At 57.5% G+C, this 25103-nt stretch carries 27 protein-coding genes; 6 read left to right on the top strand and 21 right to left on the bottom strand.

Features of this window, described 5'->3' with window-relative positions; translation table 11 throughout:
* Positions 1-141: 141 nt before the first annotated feature.
* Positions 142-1002, bottom strand: coding sequence for a glycine betaine ABC transporter substrate-binding protein (locus NH398_RS07680; RefSeq protein ID WP_253017627.1), 861 nt, complete (start codon positions 1000-1002; stop codon positions 142-144).
* Between the two features lie 151 nt (positions 1003-1153).
* On the opposite strand from NH398_RS07680, the gene NH398_RS07675 reads away from it, so the two are divergent.
* Complete coding sequence (locus NH398_RS07675) at positions 1154-2017, top strand: EamA family transporter (RefSeq protein ID WP_253017626.1); 864 nt, start codon at positions 1154-1156, stop codon at positions 2015-2017.
* 9 nt (positions 2018-2026) lie between these two features.
* On the opposite strand, the gene NH398_RS07670 is transcribed toward NH398_RS07675, so the two are convergent.
* From NH398_RS07670 to puuE, 13 genes are all read right to left on the bottom strand, one after another.
* Positions 2027-2548 carry a DUF192 domain-containing protein gene (locus NH398_RS07670; protein WP_253017625.1) on the bottom strand — a complete coding sequence of 174 codons (522 nt, stop codon included), beginning with the start codon at positions 2546-2548 and terminating at the stop codon, positions 2027-2029.
* Complete coding sequence (locus NH398_RS07665) at positions 2545-3678, bottom strand: ABC transporter ATP-binding protein (protein WP_253017624.1); 1134 nt, start codon at positions 3676-3678, stop codon at positions 2545-2547. The genes NH398_RS07670 and NH398_RS07665 overlap by 4 nt, the downstream gene beginning before the upstream one ends.
* A complete protein-coding gene (gene modB / locus NH398_RS07660) occupies positions 3671-4339 on the bottom strand; it encodes a molybdate ABC transporter permease subunit (protein WP_253017623.1) in 669 nt (222 codons plus the stop codon). Before modB ends, NH398_RS07665 begins: the two co-directional genes overlap by 8 nt.
* Positions 4339-5106 (bottom strand): molybdate ABC transporter substrate-binding protein, encoded by a 768-nt coding sequence (gene modA / locus NH398_RS07655; RefSeq protein WP_253017622.1) that lies wholly within the window; start codon positions 5104-5106, stop codon positions 4339-4341. The genes modB and modA overlap by 1 nt, the downstream gene beginning before the upstream one ends.
* Before the next feature lie 4 nt (positions 5107-5110).
* Positions 5111-6595 (bottom strand): pyruvate kinase, encoded by a 1485-nt coding sequence (gene pyk / locus NH398_RS07650; protein ID WP_253017621.1) that lies wholly within the window; start codon positions 6593-6595, stop codon positions 5111-5113.
* 84 nt (positions 6596-6679) lie between these two features.
* The gene (locus NH398_RS07645) at positions 6680-7171 is read right to left on the bottom strand and encodes an ureidoglycolate lyase (RefSeq protein WP_253017619.1); all 492 of its coding nucleotides are present in this window, start codon (positions 7169-7171) and stop codon (positions 6680-6682) included.
* 42 nt (positions 7172-7213) lie between these two features.
* A complete protein-coding gene (locus tag NH398_RS07640) occupies positions 7214-8050 on the bottom strand; it encodes a bifunctional allantoicase/(S)-ureidoglycine aminohydrolase (protein WP_159343091.1) in 837 nt (278 codons plus the stop codon).
* Between the two features lie 104 nt (positions 8051-8154).
* On the bottom strand, positions 8155-8883 hold the full coding sequence (locus NH398_RS07635) for an amino acid ABC transporter ATP-binding protein (protein WP_253017617.1): 729 nt from the start codon (positions 8881-8883) through the stop codon (positions 8155-8157).
* Entirely contained in the window at positions 8864-9520 is a 657-nt protein-coding gene (locus tag NH398_RS07630; protein ID WP_253017615.1) for an amino acid ABC transporter permease, read from the bottom strand. Before NH398_RS07630 ends, NH398_RS07635 begins: the two co-directional genes overlap by 20 nt.
* Positions 9517-10194, bottom strand: coding sequence for an amino acid ABC transporter permease (locus NH398_RS07625; RefSeq protein WP_159343094.1), 678 nt, complete (start codon positions 10192-10194; stop codon positions 9517-9519). The genes NH398_RS07630 and NH398_RS07625 overlap by 4 nt, the downstream gene beginning before the upstream one ends.
* A gap of 8 nt (positions 10195-10202) precedes the next feature.
* Positions 10203-11057 carry a transporter substrate-binding domain-containing protein gene (locus NH398_RS07620; RefSeq protein ID WP_253017613.1) on the bottom strand — a complete coding sequence of 285 codons (855 nt, stop codon included), beginning with the start codon at positions 11055-11057 and terminating at the stop codon, positions 10203-10205.
* A gap of 266 nt (positions 11058-11323) precedes the next feature.
* Positions 11324-12208, bottom strand: a complete 885-nt coding sequence (locus NH398_RS07615) for a MurR/RpiR family transcriptional regulator (RefSeq protein ID WP_253017611.1) — start codon at positions 12206-12208, stop codon at positions 11324-11326.
* A gap of 14 nt (positions 12209-12222) precedes the next feature.
* Positions 12223-13146 (bottom strand): allantoinase PuuE, encoded by a 924-nt coding sequence (gene puuE / locus NH398_RS07610; RefSeq protein WP_253017609.1) that lies wholly within the window; start codon positions 13144-13146, stop codon positions 12223-12225.
* 263 nt (positions 13147-13409) lie between these two features.
* Between puuE and NH398_RS07605 the strand changes: the two genes are divergently transcribed.
* The 3 genes from NH398_RS07605 to NH398_RS07595 all read left to right on the top strand — a co-directional run bounded on the left by NH398_RS07605 (position 13410) and on the right by NH398_RS07595 (position 17202).
* Positions 13410-14165, top strand: coding sequence for an aspartate/glutamate racemase family protein (locus NH398_RS07605; protein ID WP_285262919.1), 756 nt, complete (start codon positions 13410-13412; stop codon positions 14163-14165).
* A 128-nt stretch (positions 14166-14293) separates the two neighbouring features.
* Positions 14294-15664, top strand: a complete 1371-nt coding sequence (locus NH398_RS07600; RefSeq protein ID WP_253017606.1) for an NCS1 family transporter — start codon at positions 14294-14296, stop codon at positions 15662-15664.
* A gap of 65 nt (positions 15665-15729) precedes the next feature.
* Positions 15730-17202 (top strand): NCS1 family nucleobase:cation symporter-1, encoded by a 1473-nt coding sequence (locus NH398_RS07595; RefSeq protein ID WP_253017604.1) that lies wholly within the window; start codon positions 15730-15732, stop codon positions 17200-17202.
* A 138-nt stretch (positions 17203-17340) separates the two neighbouring features.
* Here the strand turns inward: NH398_RS07595 and NH398_RS07590 are convergent, their stop codons facing one another.
* From NH398_RS07590 to uraH, 3 genes are read right to left on the bottom strand one after another with little or no spacing between them, the layout of a single operon-like run.
* Positions 17341-18057, bottom strand: coding sequence for a GntR family transcriptional regulator (locus tag NH398_RS07590; protein ID WP_253017602.1), 717 nt, complete (start codon positions 18055-18057; stop codon positions 17341-17343).
* A 24-nt stretch (positions 18058-18081) separates the two neighbouring features.
* Entirely contained in the window at positions 18082-19281 is a 1200-nt protein-coding gene (locus NH398_RS07585) for a urate hydroxylase PuuD (RefSeq protein ID WP_253017600.1), read from the bottom strand.
* Between the two features lie 11 nt (positions 19282-19292).
* Positions 19293-19646, bottom strand: coding sequence for a hydroxyisourate hydrolase (gene uraH / locus NH398_RS07580; RefSeq protein WP_253017598.1), 354 nt, complete (start codon positions 19644-19646; stop codon positions 19293-19295).
* Between the two features lie 138 nt (positions 19647-19784).
* Here uraH and uraD point away from each other — a divergent pair, with 138 nt between their 5' ends.
* Complete coding sequence (uraD, locus tag NH398_RS07575; RefSeq protein ID WP_159343104.1) at positions 19785-20330, top strand: 2-oxo-4-hydroxy-4-carboxy-5-ureidoimidazoline decarboxylase; 546 nt, start codon at positions 19785-19787, stop codon at positions 20328-20330.
* A 77-nt stretch (positions 20331-20407) separates the two neighbouring features.
* Here the strand turns inward: uraD and NH398_RS07570 are convergent, their stop codons facing one another.
* From NH398_RS07570 to NH398_RS07560, 3 genes are all read right to left on the bottom strand, one after another.
* A complete protein-coding gene (locus tag NH398_RS07570; protein ID WP_054640956.1) occupies positions 20408-20764 on the bottom strand; it encodes a phasin family protein in 357 nt (118 codons plus the stop codon).
* Between the two features lie 177 nt (positions 20765-20941).
* A complete protein-coding gene (locus tag NH398_RS07565; protein WP_159343106.1) occupies positions 20942-21631 on the bottom strand; it encodes a glutathione binding-like protein in 690 nt (229 codons plus the stop codon).
* Between the two features lie 79 nt (positions 21632-21710).
* Positions 21711-22403 carry a glutathione S-transferase N-terminal domain-containing protein gene (locus NH398_RS07560; protein ID WP_253017596.1) on the bottom strand — a complete coding sequence of 231 codons (693 nt, stop codon included), beginning with the start codon at positions 22401-22403 and terminating at the stop codon, positions 21711-21713.
* Positions 22404-22765: 362 nt separating this feature from the next.
* On the opposite strand from NH398_RS07560, the gene NH398_RS07555 reads away from it, so the two are divergent.
* The gene (locus NH398_RS07555) at positions 22766-24457 is read left to right on the top strand and encodes an L-lactate permease (protein WP_253017594.1); all 1692 of its coding nucleotides are present in this window, start codon (positions 22766-22768) and stop codon (positions 24455-24457) included.
* 109 nt (positions 24458-24566) lie between these two features.
* Here NH398_RS07555 and NH398_RS07550 read toward each other — a convergent pair whose 3' ends face one another.
* Positions 24567-25091, bottom strand: a complete 525-nt coding sequence (locus NH398_RS07550) for a gamma carbonic anhydrase family protein (RefSeq protein ID WP_253017593.1) — start codon at positions 25089-25091, stop codon at positions 24567-24569.
* Between the last annotated feature and the right edge of the window lie 12 nt (positions 25092-25103).

Genomic DNA, 25103 nt, shown 5'->3' with positions numbered 1-25103 from the left:
CACACCGCCCATTGTAGGCCGTTAGCAAGCGAAAGGAAGACGCCTAAGGTCGGTCTTGGCAATACAACGGTGCTAGCCCCACGACTCATCGCAAAACGCCCTGAATATCTTCAGGGCGTTGCCAGGGTTTGCATTAAATAGCTACTCACCAGCAGCCAGCCACGTATCGACTAACTCGCGGTTCTCGCCAATCCAGGTGCGCGCCCCTTCTACGGGGTCGCCCTGCTGTTCAATCGTCGCCATCAGCCCACCCAGCGTATCGTCATTCATATGCCACGTGTTCAGCACTTGGGTGAGCCACGGGTCGTCCTCCGCGAAGCCTTTGCGGGAGAACCAGAAAATATCGTCGCTTTCACCGAACACGCCCTGAGTATCTTCCAAGTACTTGAGATCATACTCAGCAAAGGCCCAGTGCGGGCTCCAGAGCGTCACGGCCATGGGCTCTTCACGCTGATAAGCATCATCGAGCGCCGCCATCATCGCCGGGTCGGAGCTGTACAGCTGACGCATCGGCAGGTCATAAGCATCGATGGCCTCGTCCGTCAGCCCGGCAATGGCAGAGCCGGAGTCAATGCCGACGATGGTCGGGCGGCCCTGGTAAGAGAACTGATCGGCGCTATCGCGCAACGCATCGATAGTATCGATATCGACATAGGTCGGTACTACGATGCCCAGCCCAGTGCCTTCGTACCACACGTCGTGCACATCGATCTCGTCTTTATAGGGCGCCAGGAACTCCTTGTCCGTGGTGGGCAGCCAAATTTCCAGCGAGATATCGAAATCATTATTGGCCAAACCGCTGTACAGCACGCTTTTGCCTACGTCGGTCAGCTCGATATCGTAGCCGTGCTCTTCTTCCAGCACGATTTTCCACATATTGGCGACGGCAATATTTTCAGCCCAATTATTGGTACCAATGACCAACTGCTTGTCGTTGGCGTGGCCGGAAGCCGCCACCAGCGCCATGCTCAGGCCTAACAACGTTGATGAGATTTTCTTCATAATCATTCCTCTGTTATTACTATTGATCTCGATACAACGACTGTTGCCGTCTTACTATAACACTATGTTTTGCTAAATCGTCGAAATGACCTTTTTCCGTTATAAAAGCGCTTTGCTATGAAGGCGCCTCACCCCTCACCGAGAGAACGCCGTGCCGCTTCGTGATGTGCTTCTGGGCCTGTTGGTCATTGTCATTTGGTCACTCAACATCATTGTGATCAAAGTGGGCGTGGTGGAGCTGCCGCCGCTACTCATGACTACGCTGCGTTTTGTGCTAGTGGCCGCACTGCTGGTGCCGTTTTACCCGGTTACCCGGGCGCAGCTGCCCTTTTTAGTGCTGCTCTCCATCACGTTTGGCAGCCTTCACTTTGCGCTACTGTTCATTGGTTTGGGGCAAGCGGAAGCTGGAACAGGCGCGCTGCTTGTGCAGATGGGCACACCGTTTGCGACGCTACTGGCGGTGGTCTTCTTAAAAGAGAAGCTGGAGCCTAAACGCTTGGCAGGCTTGCTGCTCTCGTTTGCAGGTGTCGTGGTACTGGCAGGAGGGCCAACGCTGCCCTCGCCGCTACCGTTAGCCATTCTGCTGTTGAGCGCGTTTGGCTGGGCGGTCTCCCAGCTATTGATCAAACGCGGGCCACCCATTGCACCGTTGGCGCTGGCGGGGTGGGTAGCGCTGTTTGCGGTGCCTCAGGTTGCGCTCGGCTCGTGGCTCTTTGAGCAACACCAGTGGCAGGCGATCACGCAGGCAAGCTGGCTGGGCTGGGGCGCGGTGGCGTATACCGCCATTATGTCGTCCATCGCCGCTTACGGCATTTGGTACGCGCTGCTGCGCCGCCACCCGGTAAATCGCGTAGTGCCGATGACACTCCTCACCCCTGTTTTCGCGGTGGGCTTAGGCGCGCTGCTGATGGACGACCCGCTTGGGGTGCATAAACTGGTAGGCGGAGGCTTAGTGGTCGCGGGAATCGCCCTGATTGTGCTGAAGTTTGGCAAACAGCGGCCAACCAGGGCGTAAGCGAGAGCGTTACTCGGGGCGGCAAAAACCGGCCAGCGCAGGCACCGAGACACAGTCGCCTACCTGTATGCCACGTTCCGCAAAGTAGCCCGCGTTAACCTCCAACGCCGCATGGTAGGCCGCCCCGGCAGGATAAGAGGGGCACTCCTGGGGGGTATCCGATTCGCAGGGCGGCATGGTATTAATCGCCACTATCCGCCCTTCGCCGTCGATATACGCGATATCCAGCGGAATCAGCGTGCGATACATCCAAAAAGCGTTACCGGCGGGCTGCTCGCTCTCAAACCGAAACAGCATACCGCGCGCTTCTGGCAGCTCCTCACGGCCCATTAAGCCACGTTGGCGCTGCGAGGCAGTTTCCGCCACTTCGACATCCAGACGGTGCGGGCCACCTTCGCTATGGATCGCCAGTGGCAAGGTATTGGCTGGCGCGGGTTCAGCCGCCCAGGCCGCCAATAGTGGCAGGGGTAAACAGGCGGCAAGCGAAACACCGACAGCGGTTTTCAGCAATTGGCGGCGTGTCAGGGTCATAACAGGTTCCTTTTGTTGTGTGATGCCGTGTGGGCACGCTGCGCGGGCATAAGATGAATCCCCTCGGCCAGCAGCGAGACGTGTACCCTTTCCCCCAAGCTAAGCTGATTACGTTTGGCCGCGTGGGTGGCGATGTCGAAACGTAGCATATCTCCGTGGGAAACACGCAGCGAGATTGATGTTATGCCGCCCAACACCACCATTTCGCTGACCGTCGCCGCCACCGGGTTTTCGCGTTCGCCTTGGGAAGGCCGCCCCCGACGATGCAGCACGATATCTGACGGCGGTAGGTACCAGGCCAACGGCTTGCCGGGTTCAACACGGTCTAGTCCTTCTGCCACTTCCAGCCACCACTCGCCCCACTGCAAGCGTCGCCCGGCGTCTGTCTCGACCACTTCCCCGCTAAAGACGTTGTGGCGATCCAACAGCCTAGCGACAAGCGGCGAAGTCGGTTTCCGAAACAACGCCTCAGGCGTGCCCTGCTGCAGGCTGACGCCGTTATGCAGCACGCAGATTTGATCGGCGAGCGCGGTGGCTTCTTCCAAGTCGTGGGTGACGAGAATAATGGGAATGGAGATCTGTTGGCGCAACAGCGCCAGCTCACGCTGCAAGCGGCGACGAGTCACCTGATCCACCGCAGAGAACGGCTCATCCAGCAGTAGCACTTGGGGCTCTCTGGCCAACGCACGGGCTAGCGCTACTCGTTGGCGCTGGCCGCCGGAAAGCTCGCTGGGGTAGCGCGCCTCCAGCCCCTGCAAACGCACTTTGCTCAACCACTGAGCGGCCTGCTCAAACCTTTGAGCGCGGGGCAGGTGCCCCATGGCGAGCTGCACATTCTGCAGCGCCGTCAGATGAGGGAACAGCGCATAGTCCTGAAATACCATACCAATCTGGCGCGCTTGCGGCGGCAGGGAGTGGCGCTGGCCGCTTTGGGCCAGAAACCACTCCCTGCCCGCGCAGCGCACGCTACCCTGCTGAGGCTGGTAAAGCCCGGCAATGGTGCGCAGCAAGGTGGTTTTACCACTTCCCGACGGCCCTACCAGCGCCAGCAGCTCCCCAGGGGCGCAGCGAAACGAGGCATTGAGTGGAATCGGGCGAGCCTGTTGGGCGGTCACTATCAGATCATCCACGTGACCACCTGCGCTTGCCAGCGAGCCCATAGACAAGGCCTAAGGTTGCCAGAGAAATGGCCAGCAAGAGGGCGGACATGCTCGCCGCGCCCTGCTCGTCAAAGGCCTGTACGCGGTCATAAATGGCAATAGAGAGCGTGCGGGTCTCGCCATCAATCGCACCGCCGACCAGCAAAATCACGCCAAACTCGCCCAGTGTGTGCGCAAAGGTTAGCGCTGCCGCCGACAAAATACCCGGCCACACCAGCGGAAATTCAATGCGCCATAGGGTTTGCCATGGGCTTAGCCCACTGCACCATGCCGCCTCACGCAGGTTCGCAGGCACATGCTCAAAGGCACGCTGAATCGGCTGAATAGCAAAGGGGAGATTGGCAATCAGAGAAGCCAACAAAATACCGCTAAAGGTAAAGTTGAGCCCGCCCCCTGTCAGCGCCGCCCAGGTACCGCCTAACGGCGCATCGCGGCCAAACTGCTGAAGCAGATAAAACCCCAGCACCGTAGGCGGTAGCACCAGCGGCAGCGCAATCAGCGCCTCACACAGGCCCTTGCCACGGAACTGTGTCGTCGCCAGCTCGCGTCCCCACCAAATGCCTAGAGGTAATAAGAAGAGACAGGTAAACGCTGCGAGCCGCAGCGAGACAGAGAACGCCGACCAGTCCATTAATCGGTACTAAATCCGTAGGTTTCAAAAATCGCTTTCGCGTCAGCCTGTCGCAGCCACTCGTAAAACGCGTGAGCCACTTCTCCAGCCTGCGGCGTTAACACCATGCGCTGGCGCAGCGGCGTATGCCACGTTTCAGGCATCAACACCGCCTCGCTGCGCTCCGCTAGTGCGGGCGCAACTGCTAGCGAGTAAGCCACTAAGCCACCTCGCGCCTCGTCGGAAAGGGCAAACTGCATCGCCTGGGAGACGTTCTCCCCTTGCACCCGCAGCGGTTCGCTGGCTTCCCACAGGCCCGCCTTTTGCAACACGTCTTGGGCGGCCATGCCGTAAGGGGCGTGTTCTGGGCTGGCAATAGCAACACGCAGCCGCTGCCCCTCTTCCCAGGCGGTAATGGCCTCCTGCACGCCGGCAAGCGGCGCTTGCTCACTGGGTAAGGAGTAACGGCCAGCCGGCTGTACCCAGGCTAGCCGTCCTCGGGCGTAAATCACGCCCGCGTTATCCACGTACCCTTCGTCGTACAGCGCCTGAACAAACCCTTCATCTGCTGACAAAAACAGCTCGAAGGGCGCGCCCTGGGCGATTTGACGACGAAAGTTGCCGGAGGAGCCGAAATTAAGCCGCAGCGCGTGGCCGGTCTGCTGGGTAAACTGGGCGGCGGCTTCCTCCAGGGCGAACTGCAGGCTAGACGCCGCCGCTACAATGGGCGCGCCCGCCATCACAGGCGCGCTTAGCAGCCAACCGCACAGGAGCAGCAGTGCGCGCATTCGTTTACGCCTTCGCGTTTTCGGCGTGCTGCTCGGTAATGGCCATCACTTTCATGGTGTTGGTGCCGCCGTGGGCGTTCATGTGGTCGCCACGGGTCAGGATGACGTGATCACCAGGCTTGGCGACGCCCTGCTTCACCAATAGCGTAAGGGCTTGGTCGTTAAGCTCGGTGGCGGTCATTTCCGAGGTATCGAAGGGAAGTGAGACCACGCCGCGGTACATGGCCATACGGCGCTGAGCAATCGGGTTGTGGGCCAAGCCAACGATGGGCAAGCCCGAGCGGATGCGCGAGGCAATCAGCGGCGTGTAACCAGAGGCGGTCATGCAGGCAATCGCCACCACGCCTTTCATGTGGTTAGCGGCATACATGGCGGAAAGTGCAATGGTTTCATCCGGGCGGGTAAAGCCTTCGTGGATACGGTGGCCCGACTCTTGGGCGACCCGCTCACGCTCGGCACCCAGGCACACACGCGCCATCGCTTCTACGGTTTCCAGCGGGTAGTCGCCTGCGGCGGTTTCCGCAGAGAGCATGACCGCATCGCTGCCATCCAGCACCGCGTTAGCCACGTCGAAGACTTCAGCGCGGGTGGGCAGCGGCGCGGAGATCATGCTCTCCATCATTTGAGTGGCGGTAATGACCGCGCGGTTAAGCGAACGGGCGCGTTTAATCATGCGCTTTTGCACGCCGACCAGTTTGGCATCGCCAATTTCCACGCCGAGGTCGCCACGGGCCACCATCACCGCTTCAGAGGCTTCGATAATGCCATCCAGCGTGGCGTCATCGGCCACGGCTTCGGCGCGCTCCACTTTGGCAACGAGGCCAATTTCCTTGCCCTCTTCACCCAGCAGGCGGCGGGCTTCCAGCATATCCTCCGCTGAACGGGGAAAGGAAATAGCCAAATAATCAACGCCAATCTCGACGGCGGTTTTCAGGTCGGTTTTATCTTTTTCTGTCAGCGCGGGAGCAGATAGCCCGCCGCCCTGCTTGTTAATGCCTTTATGATTAGAGAGCTTGCCGCCCACCACCACCTCGGTGTGAACCTGCTTGCCCTCTACGCGGGTAACATCCAGCACCACGCGGCCATCATCCAGCAGCAGGCGGTCACCCGCGGTTACATCGTCGGCTAGGGTTTTGTAATCGCAGCCGACGCTGTGGATATCACCGGCGTCACTGTCCATGGCCATATCCAGTACAAACGGCTGGCCCTCTTCTAAATACACTGCCCCCTCTTTAAAGCGGGCAACGCGAATTTTGGGGCCTTGCAAATCACCTAGCGCGGCCACGCTACGGCCTAGCTGAGCGGCGATTTCACGCACGCGGGCAAGGCGGCGACGATGGTCGTCGGCCGTGCCGTGGGAAAAGTTCAAGCGGACCACATCCACCCCCGCCTTCAACATGGCTTCCAGCACGCCTTCACGGTCGCTGGCGGGGCCGAGGGTCGCGACAATTTTGGTACGACGAAGGGGGATATGGGTGTTTGCGCTCATAAATGTCCTAACCGTTCATAGAGTGGAGTGTCAGCTTATCAGGATAACCCAACCAAGATGACACTCGCATGCACTTGCGGTGGGCTATTGCGCTAAAGTGACGGTAACATCCAGGGGATATTCGTCACAGTTATTGCCATCCCCACCGCGATCCACCACCAGGAATTCCCCTTCGCGCTCCAACACCGACTGAATCGCGTGCCAAGTACCGGCGCGGTAGTTCACCCCTTGGCGGCCGTCGGTCACAAACGCCTGCACCTCGTTTGGCGCAATGGTGTCGCCAGGCGGTGCCACCACCACAATAAAGCGCTCCTGATGCAGCGGAATAAACGCCTGACTGCCCTGGGGGTGGCGCTCTAAAAACGTGAGGTTGAGCGGCAGCGTCACTGGCTGGCTGACAAAAATATTGATCAGCGTGCGAGCGTTGTCGCCGAGGGTTTCCACCTTGGCGAGATCGTGATGACGCTGGGTGCGCCCGGCGTTAATCGGAAACGATGCGGAGGTGCGGGCATCGATGACGTCTCCAAAGGGCGCAAACGCCTCCGCCGTCAGCGGCTTTGCCGTCAGATTTAACATAGCATCATCCTAACGAGTGATCGTTGTGGTGGGCTTCCCAACTCAGATTTTGAGCGCCGCATGGCGGTTAACGTCTTTGTACAACAGGTAGCGGAACGGGCCAGGGCCGCCGGCGTAGCACGCCTGAGGGCAGAAGGCGCGTAGCCACATAAAGTCGCCCGCTTCCACTTCGACCCATTGCTGGTTCAAGTGATACACCGCTTTGCCTTCAAGGACGTAGAGACCGTGTTCCATCACGTGAGTTTCATCAAACGGAATCACGCCGCCCGGCTGAAAGGTGACGATATTGACGTGCATATCGTGGCGCACGTCGTTGGGGTCGACAAAACGCGTCGTGGCCCAGCGGCCTTCGGTGCCCGGCATTTCGATCGGCGCGATCTCTTGCTCGTTGGTCACGAAGGCTTTGGGCACTTCCAGACCTTCTACATACTCGTAGGCTTTGCGCACCCAGTGGAAACGCACAGGCTCGCGGGTTTCATTGCGCACCTGCCAGTGGCTACCAGGTGGAATAAACGCGTAGCCACCCGGCCCCATCGTATGGCGCTCGCCCGCTAAAGTGAGCGTTAACTCACCCTCCACAATAAACAGCACGCCTTCCGCCTGGGGGTCTAGCTCAGGCTTATCGCTACCGCCCTCAGGCTGCACTTCCATGATGTACTGGGAGAAGGTTTCCGCAAACCCTGACAGCGGACGCGCCAGCACCCATAACCGAGTGCCCTCCCAAAACGGCAGGTTGCTGGTCACGATATCGCGCATCACCCCTTTGGGGATCAGTGCATAGGCCTCGGTAAAGACCGCACGATCAGCGGTGAGCTGGGTTTGCGGCGGGTGCCCGCCGGTGGGGGCGTAATAGTGAGCGGGTTGGCGTGTTGTTGGCATTGTCTCTCCCTGGAGTGAGTGGCGTACTCAGCGGTCATGGCAGCATGAGGATGCTGCGCCTATTTCTTGTATACAATATTACGCGGTGCGACTTCAGACAAACCTTAAAGCACCGCAGAGATAAACTGCTTAAGCTCTGGGGTTTTAGGGTTACTGAACAGCTCGGCAGGCTCACCCTCTTCGTGTATGCGCCCCTGGTGCATAAACACCACGCGGTCAGCCACATCCCGAGCAAAGCCCATTTCGTGGGTGACCAAAATCAGCGTCATGCCTTCGGCCGCCAACGCTTCCAGCACGCGCAGTACTTCGCCGACTAACTCAGGGTCTAGCGCTGAGGTGACTTCATCACACAGCAGCACCTTGGGGCGCATGGCCAGCGCCCGGGCAATCGCTACCCGCTGCTGCTGGCCGCCGGAAAGCTGGGCGGGGTAAGCATCGTACTTATCACCCAGGCCGACTTTATCCAGCACCTCGCGGGCGACTTTCTCGACATCGGCACGGGCTTCGCCACGCACTACCACGGGTGCCAAGCAAACATTTTCACCCACGGTTTTATGGGGAAACAGGTTAAAGCTCTGAAACACCATCCCGACGTTTTCACTAAGCTCTTTGGGCGACATGGTACCGGCATCGAGCTGCTGTTCGGCAATGGTAATCTCGCCGCTATCGTGCTGTTCGAGCTGGTTCAAGCAGCGCAGCAGCGTGCTTTTGCCTGAACCGCTGCGGCCGATAATGGCGACCACTTCACCCTGGGCAACGTTGAGGTCGATCCCTTTGAGCACCTGCAGGTCGCCAAAGGCTTTATGAACGTTATTAACGCAGACCAGCGTCATAGAGCTTTTTCTCCAAATGGCGCGCGTAGCAGGAGAGCGGGTAGCACAGCGCGAAGTAAAAAAGGGCCACAAGAGTGAAAATAGTGAACGGCTCGAAGGTGGCGTTATTCAGCATCGTGCCCGCTTTGGTGAGCTCCACGAAGCCAATGATGGACGCCAGCGCGGTGCCTTTAATCACCTGAACCGAAAACCCCACCGTGGGCGGAATAGAGAGCCGAAGCGCCTGAGGAAGGATCACGTGGCGCATGGTTTGGAAGTAATTCATACCCAGCACGCGGGCACCATGCCACTGCCCTTTGGCCACGGCTTCCAAGCAGCCCCGCCAGATATCGCAGAGAAACGCGCTGGTAAACAGCGTGAGGGCAATCGAAGCCGCCCACCAGGCAGAGATGGGATGCCCCATGGCCGCCGCGCCGAAAAAGATCAAAAACAGCTGCATCAATAGCGGGGTGCCTTGAAACAGATCCACATACAGCGCGGTCAAGCGCTGCAACCAGCGGCGGCTAGAAAGGCGCATCAAGGTGAGCGCCAGCCCTACCGTAGCACCGCCGACAAAGGCAATCAGTGACAGTACGACGGTCCAGCGGGCGGCGAGCAGCAGGTTGCGTACGATATCCCACAGCGTGAACTCAATCATCGTTGCTCTCCTTGCTGATATGCGAACACACGCTTACCCACCAGCATAAAGGCGCGGCGCATACCGAACGCCAACAGCAAGTACACCAAGGTAATCAGCAGGTAGACTTCAAAGCTTCTAAAGTTGCGGGACTGGATGAAGTTAGCGGCGTAGGTCAGATCGAAGACGGAAATTTGCGATACCACCGCCGAGCCCAACATGACGATGATTGACTGGCTAATTAGCGAGGGATAGACCCTGGCAAAAGCAGGCACCAGCACCACATGTCGGTAACTTTGCAGGGTGCTCATGCCCAGCGCTCTGGCGGCTTCTAGCTGCCCTTTCGCCGTGGCGCTAATGCCCGCGCGTAAAATCTCGGCGCTGTAAGCAGCCAAGTTCAACGTCATAGCAATAAAGGCAGCCGTAATGGCGTCGATTTTGATACCGAGCCCCGGCAAACCAAAAAAGATAAAAAATAGCTGCACAATAAAAGGCGTGTTACGGGTGACTTCGACATAGCCGCCTAGCCCCCAGCGCATCCAAGGCTGCCCGTTCACACGTAAATACGCTACCGCTACTGCCAGCCCTAGCCCGGTCAAGGTGGTCACCACGGTCAGTGCGACCGTGGTGGTGAAGCCTTTGACTAGCTCGCCGACGTAGGGCAACAGGGTGAGAAAATCGAGTGTTGGCCCCATGCTACCTCTCAGCTACCGAAGTTGTCGGGGAGATCCGCACTGAACCAGCGCTGGGAGAACTCGTTGAGCGTGCCATCTTCCAATGCCTGAGCGATCAGGCGATTCACTTCTTCCAGCAGCGCTGGCTCATTCTTGTTCAGCCCCACGTAGCAGGGGGAGTCTTTCAGTTGATACATCAACGACGGCGCGCGATTGCTGTTACGTTCGGCGATTTCTGCTGCCACCACATTGCCTGTCGCCACGTAATCAACTTGGCCAGAAAGGAACGCCGAGATGGTCGTGGCGTTATCTTCAAAGCGCTGAATGGTGGTGGAGTCTGGCGCGACGTTGGAAAGCTCCATGTCCTCTACCGCACCGCGGGTCACGCCAATGGTTTTATCAGCGAAGCCTTCAGGGCCCTCTACACTTTCGTCTGCGTCCGCACTAAACACACCGAGGAAGAACGGCGCGTAGGCATCAGAGAAATCAATCGCCGCTTCCCGCTCAGGATTTTTACCTAAACTAGAAATCACCAAGTCCGCCTGCCCTGTTTGCAAATAGGGAATGCGGTTAGCGCTGGTCACGGTAATCAGCTCCAGGGTGACGCCCATTTCTTCGGCCAGATAGTTCGCCATATCAATATCGTAACCGCGCGGCTGTAGATCAGTGCCTACCGAGCCAAAGGGCGGAAAATCCTGCGGTACCGCAATACGAATCGTGCCGCGAGACTCAATAGCTTCCAGCGCATCGGCGTGAGCCGCTGTGCTAGCGCTCAGCCCACCCACAGCCAGAGTGGCCGCCATACCGGTGGCCACTACGCCGGTTTGAAGACGTTTTAAGTAGTGCTGAACCGAATCTTTAAAGCCCTGAGGGGTAGTTCCCATGACGCTCTCCTGAAAGTGAGTCGCAAGCCAATGCCGAGAAGAAAAATTTGTGCGTAGTGTGATGAAAGCTTTGTTGCACAAGGCAAAACAAAGAAACTTTCGTTTCACACTACAACCCGCATTTGCAATAACGAGACCAGCTAAAAGGAAAGCGGCTTAAGAACAGCGTGTTAGGTAACTATCAGGCAGGAAAGTGCGCCCAGCAGGCCGGGTGCACAGAGAATACGGCGGTTATCTTTGGTGCAGAGAGGGGGTAGGCCGCACCATTATTGATGGGCATCCCAGTCGACGCTCATGATGGGCGATGCCAGCTCGTTTAACTCAGCGTACTGGTCACCAATTGCGCTGATCCGTTCGCGACCATCCGCCAAGCGTTGGTGCAAAACGGCATTCGCCAACAGGCAAATCACGCTATTGGCGGTGGCGTAGCTATCAAACGCTGAAAGGCTCTCTAGCGGTACTTCTAACCACCACGTCACTTGTGAAGCAAACGGCGAGGCGGTGGGGTCAGCGATCAGCAGCACCTTGGCAGGCGAGCGCTCAAGGGCGGCCACCAACGCGGCAAATGCCGACGGACGGCGACGAAAGCCAAACAGCACTACGGTATCGTGTTCGGTTAAGTCCACCAGCTCTTCGGCCAACGACTGGTTGGGCTGCGGAGCCAAACGCACTTGGCCGCGGGCCTGAACGAGCTGCTGACGTAGATGCAGCGCCAACGGGTAGCTGTTGCGAAAGCCCACCACAAGCACCTGCTGCGCCCCTGCTAACGCATCCACCATGGCAGCAAAGTCGTGGTGGTCAAGATTGCCCAGGCAACGCTGCAGATTTTCCTGCTCCCGCTGGAGGTGGCGCTGGAACGGTGCTCCACTCTCGCTCTCCTCCTCCATGGCATGGGCATCAATCACCAGCGGTACACCTAAATTACGCAGCTGGCGAGCGTGGGTTTTTACCGTGCGGTAGCTTTCAAAGCCTAGGCGCTTGAACAAGCGGCTCACGGTGGATTTTGACACCCCGGTCAAACGCGCTAAATCGGCGGCACTGTACACCGCCAAATCATCAAAGTGATCGAGGATAAAACTCGCCACCCGCTGCTCTTGGGCGCTAAGTGCATCAAACTGGGCGGCAATCCGTTGTCCGATATGGGGTGTCATGGTGTCCTGTTTCGTTATTTGGGTGCGGGGTGATGCTCCGCCCAGTGGCGGGCGATATCGACCCGGCGAGCCACCCACACTCGGTCGTGGGCTTCAATATGGTCTAAGAAGCGCTGCAACGCGCGGAAGCGCCCGGGGCGGCCCAACAAACGGCAGTGCATACCAATTGAGAGCATCTTCGGCGCTTCTTCCCCTTCGGCATACAGTACATCAAAGGCGTCGCGCAGGTAGGTAAAGAAGTGGTCCGCCGTATTGAAACCTTGCGGGGCAGCAAAGCGCATGTCGTTGGTATCTAAGGTGTAAGGCACGATCAGGTGGTTATGCTCAGCCCCCTGGCTATCGCTCACCTTGGTCCAGAACGGTAGGTCGTCGCCATAGTAGTCGCTGTCGTAAAGGAAACCACCTTCGTCCAGAATTAAACGGCGCGTATTGGGGCTATCGCGCCCGGTGTACCAGCCTTCAGGCTTTTCACCATACAAACGCTGGAAGATCTCCATGGCTTTTTGCAGATGTTCGCGCTCGACATGCTCCGGGGTTTCTTGGTAGTGAATCCAACGGTAGCCGTGGCACGCTACTTCATGGCCCAGCTCTTTAAATGCTTGGGCCACATCCGGGTGGCGCTCTAGCGCCATCGCTACCCCAAATACGGTGAGCGGCAACCCGCGGCGCTCGAACTCGCGCAGAATACGCCACACGCCAGCGCGGGAGCCGTACTCGTAGATGGATTCCATGCTCAGGTGACGGTCTGGGTAGCTGGCCGCACCAATAATCTCGGACAAAAACTGCTCCGAGCCTGAATCCCCATGCAGCACGCAGTTCTCGCCGCCCTCCTCATAATTAAGCACAAATTGAACGGCGATCTTGGCCTTGCCTGGCCAGTTAGCGTGGGGCGGCGTGCGGCCATAGCCGATTAAATCGCGAGGGTAATGAGAGGTCATGGACAGGCTCCTTAACAAAGGCAGAGCGTTTTAGTTTGTATACAAAATAGCCATTTTGAACGGCCATCGCAATTCAACGCAGGGCTAATTAATTGAGATGACGACGCTTTTCGGCTCAATAGCACGCTAACCCTTTGAAACCTGAACACTTGGTCAACTCTACGAGCGCTAAACCGTTGCATGAAAGGGCTTGCGCATCGCAGAAAAGCGCCCTATTTTCGTATACAAGATAGAAAATATTGTTCACATGCGAGTATCACCCCGTGCATATACGCTTGATTAACCCCAACACCACGGCTGCCATGACGGCGACAATTCGACAAGCAGCCGAACAGTTAGCGGCCCCATCGACCACGGTAAGTGCCACTCAACCCGACGCTGGCCCGGTCTCAATCGAGAGCCACTTCGATGAAGCAGTGAGCGCAGTGGGCGTGGCCGAAGAGGTGCTGAAAGGCGAGCGCGAAGGCAATATTGATGCCTACGTAGTGGCCTGCTTTGGTGACCCCGGCTTGCTGGCTGCCCGCGAGCTGACCCGCGCCCCAGTGATTGGCATTGCCGAAGCCGCTTTTCACATGGCCACCTTGATTAGCACGCGCTTCTCGATTGTGACCACCCTAGGCCGTACCGGCATTATTGCCGAGCACCTGCTTGAGCAGTACGGCTTTAGCCACCACTGCCGCCGCATTCGCGCCGCTGAAATTCCGGTGCTGGATTTAGAAGACCACCCTGACGCTGCCTTTAGCCGCATTGTGCAAGAGTGCTGCCGTGCCCGCGATGAGGATGGCATCGGCGCGATTGTGCTGGGCTGTGGCGGGATGGCGAACCTCACCCACGCCATTAGCCGCGAAGTTGGCCTGCCCGTGGTGGAAGGGGTAAGCGCGGCGCTGAAGCTTGCCGAGTCGCTGGTGGGGCTGGGCTTACATACCAGCAAATACGGCGATTTAGACTACCCTCGCCCAAAACCCTTTACCGGCAAGTTCGCGGATTTTTCCAACCTAACCTTGCCACCCACACGCTAAAAAATCACGCACCATAAAACTATAACAACCGTACGAATACCGCCATTAGCACGCCACGCCGCAAGCGTCTCTTGGGCAGAGTCTGCCCAGGTTACCAATAACATCGATAATCTTGCGAGGACGGTAACATGAGCACTTCAACCTCTGCTCTTACCTCAGATGAACTACCGGGAGCGGCTAGCCCCGCCACCGCCAAAGCCGTTGGGGCGGAAAGCTTAGCTCCCCAAAGCACCCGCATTATGGGGCGCACCTCCTACTTTTTAGCCTGGTTTGGGGGGTGTGTCTCTATTGGCACCTTCGCCATGGGTTCGAGCGTAGTGGGCACGCTCAACCTGCTGCAAGCCACCCTGGCCATCGCCATTGGCTGCTTTGTGATTGGCGTGGCGCTCGCCATTAATGGGGCTGCTGGCTACAAATACGGCATTCCGTTTATGGTGCAGGCACGCAGCGCGTTCGGTTTTACCGGCACGCGTATTCCAGGCCTTGTGCGCGCCGTGCCTGCCATCGTCTGGTACGGTTTTCAAAGCTGGATTGGCGCAGGCGCCCTGAACATGGTGTCGGCGACGCTGTTCGGCTTCGATAACCTGATCTTCTACTTCATTGCTTTCCAGTGTTTGCAGATTGGCCTTTCGGTACTCGGCTTTCAGGGTATTAAGTGGCTGGAAAATATCGGCAGCGCCTTTATTCTCTGCTCGCTGATGTACATGTTCTACGCCACGGTGCAGCGCTACGGCGATGAGCTTTCCACCAGCCTGCTGACCATGGAAGGCTCTTGGGGGATGCCCTTCTGGAGCGCCACCATGCTGTTTTTGGGCATCTACAGCACCATGATGCTGAATGTGAGCGATTACTCCCGTGAGCATAAAAAAGGCACCGGCCAAGGGCTATTAACCACTATTTACGCCATGTCGATTCTGCCCTGCACGCTGTTTATGGGCCTGATTGGCTACATGGTGTCGCAAGCCACTGGCACCGCAGACCCCATCCAGGTGTTCGCCAACGCGGTGGATAACACGCCACTGCTGATGATCACACTGCTGTTTATCGCCTTCGCCCAGGTGACCACCAACGTACTGAATAACGTGGTGCCGCCCACCTACGTGCTGATGGACGTGTTCAAGCTCAAGTTCCCCGTCGCCACTGTTATTGTGGGCCTGCTCGCCTTCGCTACCTTCCCCTGGAAGCTGGTGCAGCCTGAATCGGCCGCAGGATTGCAGCTCTTTGTACAAACTTACTCCGCGTTCCTTGGCCCCATCTTCGCCATTCTGGTGGTGGACTACTACGTGATTCGCCGCCGCACGCTGGATATCGGCAAGCTCTACGATGAAAACGGCCCCTATCAAGGCATTAACCAAGCGGCGCTGATAGCGACAGCGGTAGGTATTGTCGCAGCGCTCTCGTTCTCGGCGGTCTCTTGGTACGCCAGCCTCATTCCTGCCGGACTGACCTACTACCTGCTGATGAAACACTGGCCCGCCTGCCAGCGCTTCACTCAGTAACTCGCCTTGCCAACGCCTGCCACCCTCGCGTGGCAGGCGACCATTTCCGGATAACGAGCCTTGCAATGAATGAACACCCCAGCCAAAGCGACCTAAACATCCAGCAGATTGATCCAACGCTCTATAACGAAGACCTCGCCCCGCTAAAGCCAGAGCACCGCACTTGGGGCGCTTTTGAGATTTTTAACGTTTGGTCTAACGATATTCAAAGCCTGTTTGGCTACACCCTGGCAGCGTCTCTGTTTCTCTCTTATGGCCTTAACGGCTGGGCCGTGATGGCCGCGATTATTCTAGCCGGGATTATCGTCATGTTTTTGGTCAACCTGACCGGCAAACCCAGCGTGAAATACGGCATTCCCTTCCCGGTCATGGTACGCGCCAGCATGGGCGTACGTGGGGCCAACCTGCCCGCCATGCTGCGCGCCATCGTGGGTATTTTCTGGTACGGCGTGCAGACCTACTTCGCCTCTACCGCCGTGGCGCTGCTGATTACCGCGCTGTTTGGCGTGGGCAACGGGGGTACGTTCCTCGGCCTTTCCGGGGTGGCGTGGCTCTCGTTCGTGATCGTGTGGCTGTTTCAGATCGCGATTTTTTGGCAGGGCATTGAGCGCATCAAACACTTCCTGAACTGGGCAGGCCCACTGGTCTATGGGGTGATGGTGGTGTTGATGATTGTGGTATGGGTACAAGCCGGTAGCGAGCTACTGCCCGCCATTGGCACCATCTTTAGCGGCAGCGGTGAGCAGGGCGGCCTAGGGGCGTTTCTCGCCATTGTGGGTACGATGGTCGCCTACTTCGCTGCAGTGGTGATCAACTTCGGGGACTTTACCCGTTTTGTGAAAACCGAACGCCAGATGAAGATGGGCAACCTGCTGGGCCTGCCCTTGAACGTGGCGTTCTTCTCGTTTATTGCGCTGATTATTACCGCAGGCACGCTGGTACTGTTTGGCGAAGCGCTCACCAACCCGGCGGATATTGTGGAACGCGTCGATTCGCTGCCGCTGACCATTGTGGCTGCTCTCACCTTCTTTGCCGCTACGGTGGGTATTAACCTCGTTGCTAACTTCATTCCCCCCGCCTACGACTTAGCCAACCTGTTCCCGAGCAAAATCAGCTTCAAAATGGGCGGCTTGATTACCGCCGTCATTGCCTTCTTCGTGGGTGCGCTGTGGATCTCGGTGATCAGCCAAATTGGCGTGCCGGGCTTTGTGAATGCGCTGGGCGCTATCGTCGCGCCGTTCTACGGCATCATCGTGGTGGACTACTACCTGATCAAACGCCAGCACCTCAATATGCAGGAGCTGTTTTCCTCAGCCCCCGGCAGCGCCTACTACTACGTCAACGGCTGGAACACTCGCGCTCTTATCGCCTTTGGCGTGGCGGCGATGTTCTCGCTTTCTACCGTACTAGTACCGGCCTTAGCCAGCTTAGGCGGCTACGGCTGGCTGATCGGCGCAGGTTTGGGTGGGGTGTTCTACTACGGGCTGATGAAGCGGTTTAAGGCAGCGCCCGTGATGGCTGAGCAGAAAGCGCACTAAGCCATGTAGTGATGACTCACTGCACAATATAGATAACCACCAAAAACGCCACCGGATAAGCTCCGGTGGCGTTTTTATGTTAGTGGGGAGTCTCGAGAAGCGGCTTAGCCGTCATTAAAGCTGAGCAGAGCTGAGTCGCTACGCGCCAAAAATCTGCTGCAGATCCGGGACGTTCTCTTCCTCTTCAACCATAGAGAGCGAGGCTTCGATGGCTTTGAGGTGGCGGCTCATAAAGGCTTTGGCGCGTTCGCCGTTGCCGGTTTCCAGGTAGCCAATCAGGTCGTCGTGGTCGTGGGATTCGCAGCCTAAGTGGCCGCGATGGCCGTAGACGGCGAGGATCAGCGAGGAGCGGGAGCAGAGGCGCTCGACGAATTCCGCCAGGGTGGCGTTGCCGGAGAGTTGGGCTAAGCGCACGTGAAAATCCGCCGAGAGACGAATCGCCACGCTCTGTTGACCGCTGCGTAGGGCTTGACGCTCTTGGCGGGCCATGTCGCGAAGCTCCGCCGCCGCCGCAGCGTTCATTCGCCTGGCCACATCGGGCATGAGGCCACACTCGATCAACTGGCGGGCATCGAACACGTCTTTCGCTTCATCGGCAGTGGGGCGCGTTACGCTTGCCCCACGACGCGGGGTCAAGGTAACAAGCTGCTCCAGCGCCAGCCGCTGAAGGATCTTACGAATCCCCGTGCGGCTAATACCGAATACTTCCGCTAGCGCATCTTCGCGCAGCCGAGCGCCGGGCTTAAGACGCTGCTCCACAATCGCATCGCTCACCGCCCGGTAAATCGCTTCGTGGCGCTCATCGCCCTCTTTGTCAGAAGGCCTCCGTTTTAACGCCGCCTGCGCATCACTCATAATGTCTCCTGTCTGCGACTCTGATTACTCCTCCCAGGCCGCAATGATATCGCGCTCTTCGTCACTCATGTTGGTGATATTACCAAGCGGCATGTAGCGACTGCCAACAACCTGTTGGATTTGCGCTTTGTGACCAAGAATATCGTCCCAGCTATCGAAGGCATAGCCTGCGGGCGGCGCGGAGAAACCGGCATGTTCAGGGTTGCGGGCATGGCACTGGGTACAGTGTTGCTTGATGAGTCCAGATATTTGCGCTTGCGTGGGCGCACCGCCAGCGCCTTCCACGGCGGCACGTGGGCTGGGCGCTGCCACCCAGAACGCGAGCAGAATCAGCCCAACGCCTACTGCAGGGTAGGCAGGCTGAATGTTACCGGCATGCATCAGCACAAAGAACTGACGAATCAGCGCTCCGGCAAAGATAAACAGCACCATCACCACCCAAGAGAGCTCGTGGGCGTAGATAAAGGAGTAGTGATTACTCACCATCAGCAGAACCACGGGCAGCGTGAAGTAGGTGTTGTGCACCGAACGCTGCTTGCCGCGTTTGCCGTCTAGCGGGTTGGGGGTCTCCCCCGCTTTCATGGCTTTTACCATGCGGCGCTGGCCGGGAATAATCCAGAAGAAGACGTTGGCCGACATCGCCGTGGCCATTACCGCGCCGGTGAGCAGAAATGCCGCCCGCCCGGTAAACATCTGAGTACTTAGGTAGGCCACCACCACCATCATCACCGCTACGGCAATACTCAGCAGTCCATCGCGCTCCATGTTGGGGCTGATGCGCTTACATAACTCGTTGTACACCACCCAGCCGCCTAGCAGGAACCCAAGCGCCAGCAGGTTCGCCTGCCAACCGGTGAGGTTAGCCGCCCAGGCCCAGTTGCTGTCCGGGTTCACTAAGTAGAAACCGGGGTTCACCATGTAGAGAATGACGAACAGTGCAAAACCCGATAGCCACGTCGTATAGGCTTTCCAGAATGACCAATGCAGGTCGTTGGGCAGCTTGGCCGGGGCCGTGGCATATTTCTGGTTATGATAGAAACCGCCACCATGCACAGCCCACATCTCGCCAAAAACACCCTTTTCACGATCTTCAGCGGCTTTGGGAGTGCGCAGGCCGTTATCCAGCATCACGAAGTAGATCGACTCGCCGATCCAGGCAATGGCCGCAATCACGTGCAGCCAGCGCAGCAGCAGGTTTACGAATTCAATGATGTACGCTTGCATGATCCGCCCTCTTAACTACCGCGGTAGGTCGAGTAGCCATACGGCGAGAGCAGCAGCGGCACGTGATAGTGCTGGCTTGCATCGGCTACGCCAAAGCGCAGCGGAATCACGTCTAAAAAGCGCGGTTCGACGGCGTCGACGCCCTGACGACGTAGATAATCCCCCGCGTGGAACACTAACTCATACTCACCGGATATGAGCGCCTCGCCCTCTAACAGGGGGGCATCGCAACGGCCATCGCTATTAGTGACGGTGGAGCCTAAGTGCTCGCGGCTGCCGCCCGCTAGCCGAAAGACCTCAATGGTAATGCCTTGGCCGGGCTGCCCTTTGGCGGTATCCAGCACGTGGGTAGTTAAGCGTCCCATCGTCACTCCTTACATTGGCGGGGTTGTTGGTGTTATGGATAGAGGGTATGTGTAGAGCTTGACCTATTGGTCAAAGAGTACCGTTGATGCTATTTATTGTATACAGCATTTCCCTTTTCGCACGCCTGGAGAGTTTTTGTGCCGACCGCTACCCCACTCACGCTATCCCCTGCCCCCAGCCAGTGCAGCCTGGAAGACTTCGTTTCCCACTATGGCGATGTGTATGAGCATTCGCCCTGGGTGGCAGAGGCTGCTTGGCAGCAAGGCTTGCGTCCAGAACATGACACCCCTGACGCACTGGCCGAACTGATGGGTTTGATGCTGCGACAGGCAACGCCCGAGCAGCAGATTGCCGTTATTCGGGCTCACCCCGATCTAGCGGGTAAGGCCGCACTGGCGGGAGAGTTAACGCACGACTCCACCAGCGAGCAGGCAGGCGCAGGGCTCGACCAGTGCTCGCCCGAGGAATTTGCCCGCTTTGAGCAGCTCAACGCGGCCTATAAAGAGAAATTTGGCTTTCCGTTCGTCATTGCGGTGAAAGGGCTGAACCGCTACGACATCCTCGCGGCATTCGAAGAGCGTTTGGAGAACGGCTTGGCCCAAGAGCGTGAAACCGCGATTCAACAAATTATTCGTATTGCACGCTTCCGGCTTCGGGCCCGTGCTGACGAAGCATCACGGTAATCTTTACGTCATCTCGACAAAAATGCCGCGCCCAGATTCGGTTCTGGGCGCGGCATTTTTTCACTCAAGCGGGATAATTACTGCTTGGCAGTCTCTACCGCTTTCTTGGTCGTTTCTTCGGCCATTTTCTGGCTGTCTTGCATGAAGCTCTGGCTGATAGAAGTGACTTTTTCAGAGTCGCCTTTCATGCGCTCCATCAGATCGGCAGCAGTTTTTTGCTGGCTCTCCATCGCTTTTTTGAAGCTATCCGCATCTTTCACGTCTAACCACGTACGCGCTTGAGCGATGGTCATGTCGGAGTAGGCACGGGCTGCATCCATCTGCGCGCCGACCAGCTGCTCGTAGTAGTTCAGTGCCGCCAACGTGTAGGAACGCATGGGGGACACGAATACCGACTCGAACTGCTGACTGGTTTTCTCTGCGGCCTTGTTCATCACGTAATCTCCTTGAGTGAGCTAGCGATTCGACCCGCGCCGAGGCAGGCCGGTAGTGGGCGTTTGCCGTTGCTACCCACAAAGCTAGCAGCGCTTTTTGTGCAGCGCAACATGATTTTTCAACATGCAGCGCTTGCCACACTTTCGCCCACTCAAAGGCCAGAAAAAGCCGTTGGATTAACGGTTGCCAAACAGATGCTTACGAGCTTCATCATCCATCGTGACTCCCGCTTGGGGATTGATATCTTCCACTAGCGCGTAGGCTTTACGCACCGCCGGGCGTTGGGATACCTCTTCGAACCAGCGCTCAAGGTCGGGAAACTCTTCCAGGGTCTGGCGCTGTTTCTCCCACGGCACGATCCAAGGGTAAATCGCCATATCGGCAATGGAATAGCGGTCACCGCCCACGTAATGCTGCTGGGAGAGCCGCTGATCTAATACGCTGTACAGTCGGTTGGTCTCGCGCACGTAGCGCTCAATGGCGTACTCAATTTTTTGCGGGGCGTAGTGGCAGAAGTGGTGGTTTTGCCCCGCCATGGGGCCAAGACCGCCCATTTGCCAGTGGAGCCACTGCAATACCACGTAGCGCTCGCGCCCTTCTGTTGGCAGGAACTGCCCCGTTTTGTCGGCGAGATATTCCAAAATGGCGCCTGATTCGAACAGCGCCATGGGCTGACCACCATCGTTAGGGGCGTGGTCCACGATGGCGGGGATCCGGTTATTGGGCGCAATCGTCAAAAACTCAGGGTCAAACTGCTCGCCACGGCCAATATTGATCGGCTTGATGCGGTAAGCCAGCTTTGCCTCTTCAAGCATGATGGAGATTTTGTGGCCGTTCGGGGTTGTCCAGTAATACAGGTCAATCATTGCCATCTCCTTACACACTAACGGCCTAAGCCGTTAGTGCTGCCTGTGGGTGTCAGGCGGCCAAGTGCCGCCCTACCTATTATAGATCACGAACCGTCAGGGCCTTCCCTGCCTCGGAGTCATGGACCTCGAGCATGCGTTGGAACCATGCGGCAACGGGGTCCTTGTCGTCCACCAACGTTTCCGTGGAGACGGTGTAAGCCCACATCATGCTGCCAAACAGCAGGTAATCGGCACCGCTAGGGACATCGCCATCTAAAAACGGACTCTCTTTCAGTTGAGCGCTCACCGGCACCAGCGCCTGCTTGAGCAGCTGACGCCCCTGCTCGGGATCATGAACGGCTTCCATGGTCGCGCCAAAACGCGCTTCACGGGTTTTACGGAAGTAATCACGATCATCGGGGTGGATCGCTGCCAATAAGTCTAAGGCCACGATTTTGAACAGCGCGGGGGTAATGCTGCGCTCGACCAGCTGCTTAAACAGCATTAAGCGCTGAAGGCTCACCCCTTCGCCCACCACCGGGGCCTCTGGGTAAGCGCGGTCTAGGTAGCACATGATGTCGAAGCTATCGGTGACCACGTTGTCGCCATCGGTCAGCACAGGCACTTTGTCGTAATCGGCAAACGCGAGAACGTCTTTCTCCTGGAAGCGCCAAGCCACGGTGGTGTACTCCAGCCCTTTATGGGCCAGCGCCATCCGCACACGCCAGCAGTAAGGGGAAAAACGCAGGCGCTCATCGCGGCCGCACAGGTCATATAAGGTAATCGCCATTGGATCGTACTCCTTTTGTCATGGTGAGTGCATCGCCACTACAGTGAGTCTAAGCGATCAACAACGCAAGCTGCGCGCTAGGCTCGCTGCGTGAAGGCTTGCCGCACTGTCTATTAGTCTAATGGGCACTGTCTGGCTAGCACGCTAACGTAAAGCTCAAAGCCTCACAAAAACAACGTCTTAATTTAAAACGACCGCTTGGTTTTTGCACTCACGAGCCAATCCACACTGGTAAGACCAATTTTCCAATGTAGTCATTCAGCCCGCCTGACCGTATCTTTCACGCTGACCCAACTATCATTGAAATGACAAGTTGGCTACTGCGGAGCACACCAAATCAATAACAAGGGGCCGTTCCTCCCATGAATGAAACTATACTCGCTCTTCTGGCATTTCTGCCGCTGTTGCTCGCTGGGATATTGCTCATAGGCTTCAAAATCCCGGCCAAAATAGCGATGCCGATTGTCTTCCTGACGGCAGCCATTATTGGTCTGACCGCTTGGGATATGTCGTTTAGCCGCGTGGCGGCATCCACCGTACAGGGGCTTATCCAGACCGCTGGCCTGCTGTGGATTATTTTCGGCGCGATCTTACTGCTCAACACGCTTAAACACTCAGGCGGCATCACCGCGATTCGCAACGGCTTCTCGGGCATCAGCCCTGACCGCCGTGTACAAGCGCTGATTGTTGCGTGGCTGTTTGGCTGCTTCATTGAAGGCGCGTCTGGTTTCGGTACACCGGCAGCCGTGGCAGCCCCGTTGATGGTGGCATTAGGCTTCCCAGCGTTGGCCGCCGTGGTGGTGGGCATGATGATCCAATCCACACCGGTATCGTTCGGCGCCGTGGGTACGCCCATCGTCGTGGGTGTAGGTAGCGGCTTGAACCGTGCAGACATTACCGCACAGCTTGAAGCGAACGGTTCTACCTGGGACGTATTCTTCCAGCAGGTGACCAGCTCTGTAGCAATCACCCACGGTATCGTCGGTATTTTAATGCCGCTGATTTTAGTCGTGGTGATGGTGCGTTTCTTCGGTGCCAACCGCTCTTGGAAAGAAGGGCTATCCATCACGCCTTTCGCGATCTTCACCGGTATCTCGTTCGTCGTGCCTTATATGCTGGTAGGCGTGCTGCTTGGTCCGGAATTCCCCTCCATGATTGGTGCGATGGTGGGCCTAGCGATTGTGGTACCTGCCGCACGTAAAGGCTTCCTGCTGCCCAAAGATACCTGGGACTTCCCAGAATCGACTGCCTGGCCGGACGAGTGGATCGGCAACCTGCAAATCAAGCTGGACGATGTGGCCGGTAAAGCACCGATGTCCACCTTTAAAGGTTGGGTACCTTACGTACTTCTCGCGCTATTTTTGGTGGCCTCACGCACCATTGAGCCGCTTAAAGCCGCGCTGACCTCCATCAATCTGAACTGGGCGAATATCTTTGGTGAAGCCGGTGTTAGCGGTGGCATTCAGCCGCTCTACCTGCCCGGCGGTATCATCCTTGCCGTCGTGCTGGTGACTTACTTCCTGCACCGCATGAACCCGCGCCAGTTAAGCGCTGCAGTATCCGAGTCGACCAAAACCATTTTTGGTGCGGGCTTCGTCCTGATCTTCACCGTGCCGATGGTACGTATCCTGATCAACTCCGGCGTCAACGGCGCGGATCTGGTCTCGATGCCCGTCATGATGGCACAAGCGGTGGCTAACGGTGTGGGCGGTATCTACCCGTTCTTTGCCCCGGCAGTGGGGGCCATGGGCGCCTTTATTGCAGGCTCCAACACGGTGTCTAACCTAATGCTGGCGGAGTTCCAGTTCAGCGTGGCCGAAACGCTTGGGCTCTCCACGGCGATGATGGTCGCACTACAAGCCGTGGGTGCGGCCGCAGGTAACATGATCGCAATTCACAACGTCGTGGCGGCGTCGGCTACCGTCGGCCTACTCGGCCGTGAGGGCACCACCATTCGTAAAACGATCATCCCGACCATCTACTACCTGGTCTTCACCGGCATTATCGCGCTGATCGCGTTTTATGTTTTGGGTGTGACTGACCCGCTGATGTAGCACTCTGCACGACCCTGTAAACTATTTACCCCCAGGCATTGCCTGGGGGTAAATGTTTTAGTGCTTTGCTTGCATATATTGCCTTTCGAACCTTGCTTCAGAAAATCCCTCAACCAATACGCTTCAGCGTTGTTGCATGCTGCTGTCCACGGATCACGTAGCTTTGCGCATTGAGCTTTAACGCTTCCACTGCCTCCGCTGAGAGCTCTCTGACCACTTTGGCAGGCGAGCCAACAATCAATGAGTTGGGCGGAAAGACAGCTCCCTCTTTGATGAAGGCTCCTGCCCCTACCAAGCTGTTCTCACCAATCACTGCGCCATTGAGCACCACCGCCTGAATGCCAATCAGGCAGCCATCGCCCACGGTACAGCCGTGCAGCATCGCCTGGTGGCCTACCGTGACGCCCTTTCCGACTTTTAATGGGTAGCCTGGGTCGGCATGCAGCACGGCACCGTCTTGAATATTGCTCTCTTCACCGATTTCCAGGTGGTCGCTGTCGCCGCGCAGCACGGCTTGGTACCACACGCTTGAGCGCGCTTTCAGAGTGACTTGGCCGATAACATCGGCCGTGTCGGCAATATACACATCGTCATGAATCGCGGGCTGATGCTCGCCAAATTGATAAATGGCCACGAGACGCTCCTT

Origin of the sequence: Halomonas sp. CnH100-B (genome assembly GCF_024124605.1) — a bacterium.
Taxonomy (GTDB): domain Bacteria; phylum Pseudomonadota; class Gammaproteobacteria; order Pseudomonadales; family Halomonadaceae; genus Vreelandella.
Note: the sequence above shows the minus strand (reverse complement) of the source record. Positions and strands in the feature narration are given on the sequence as shown.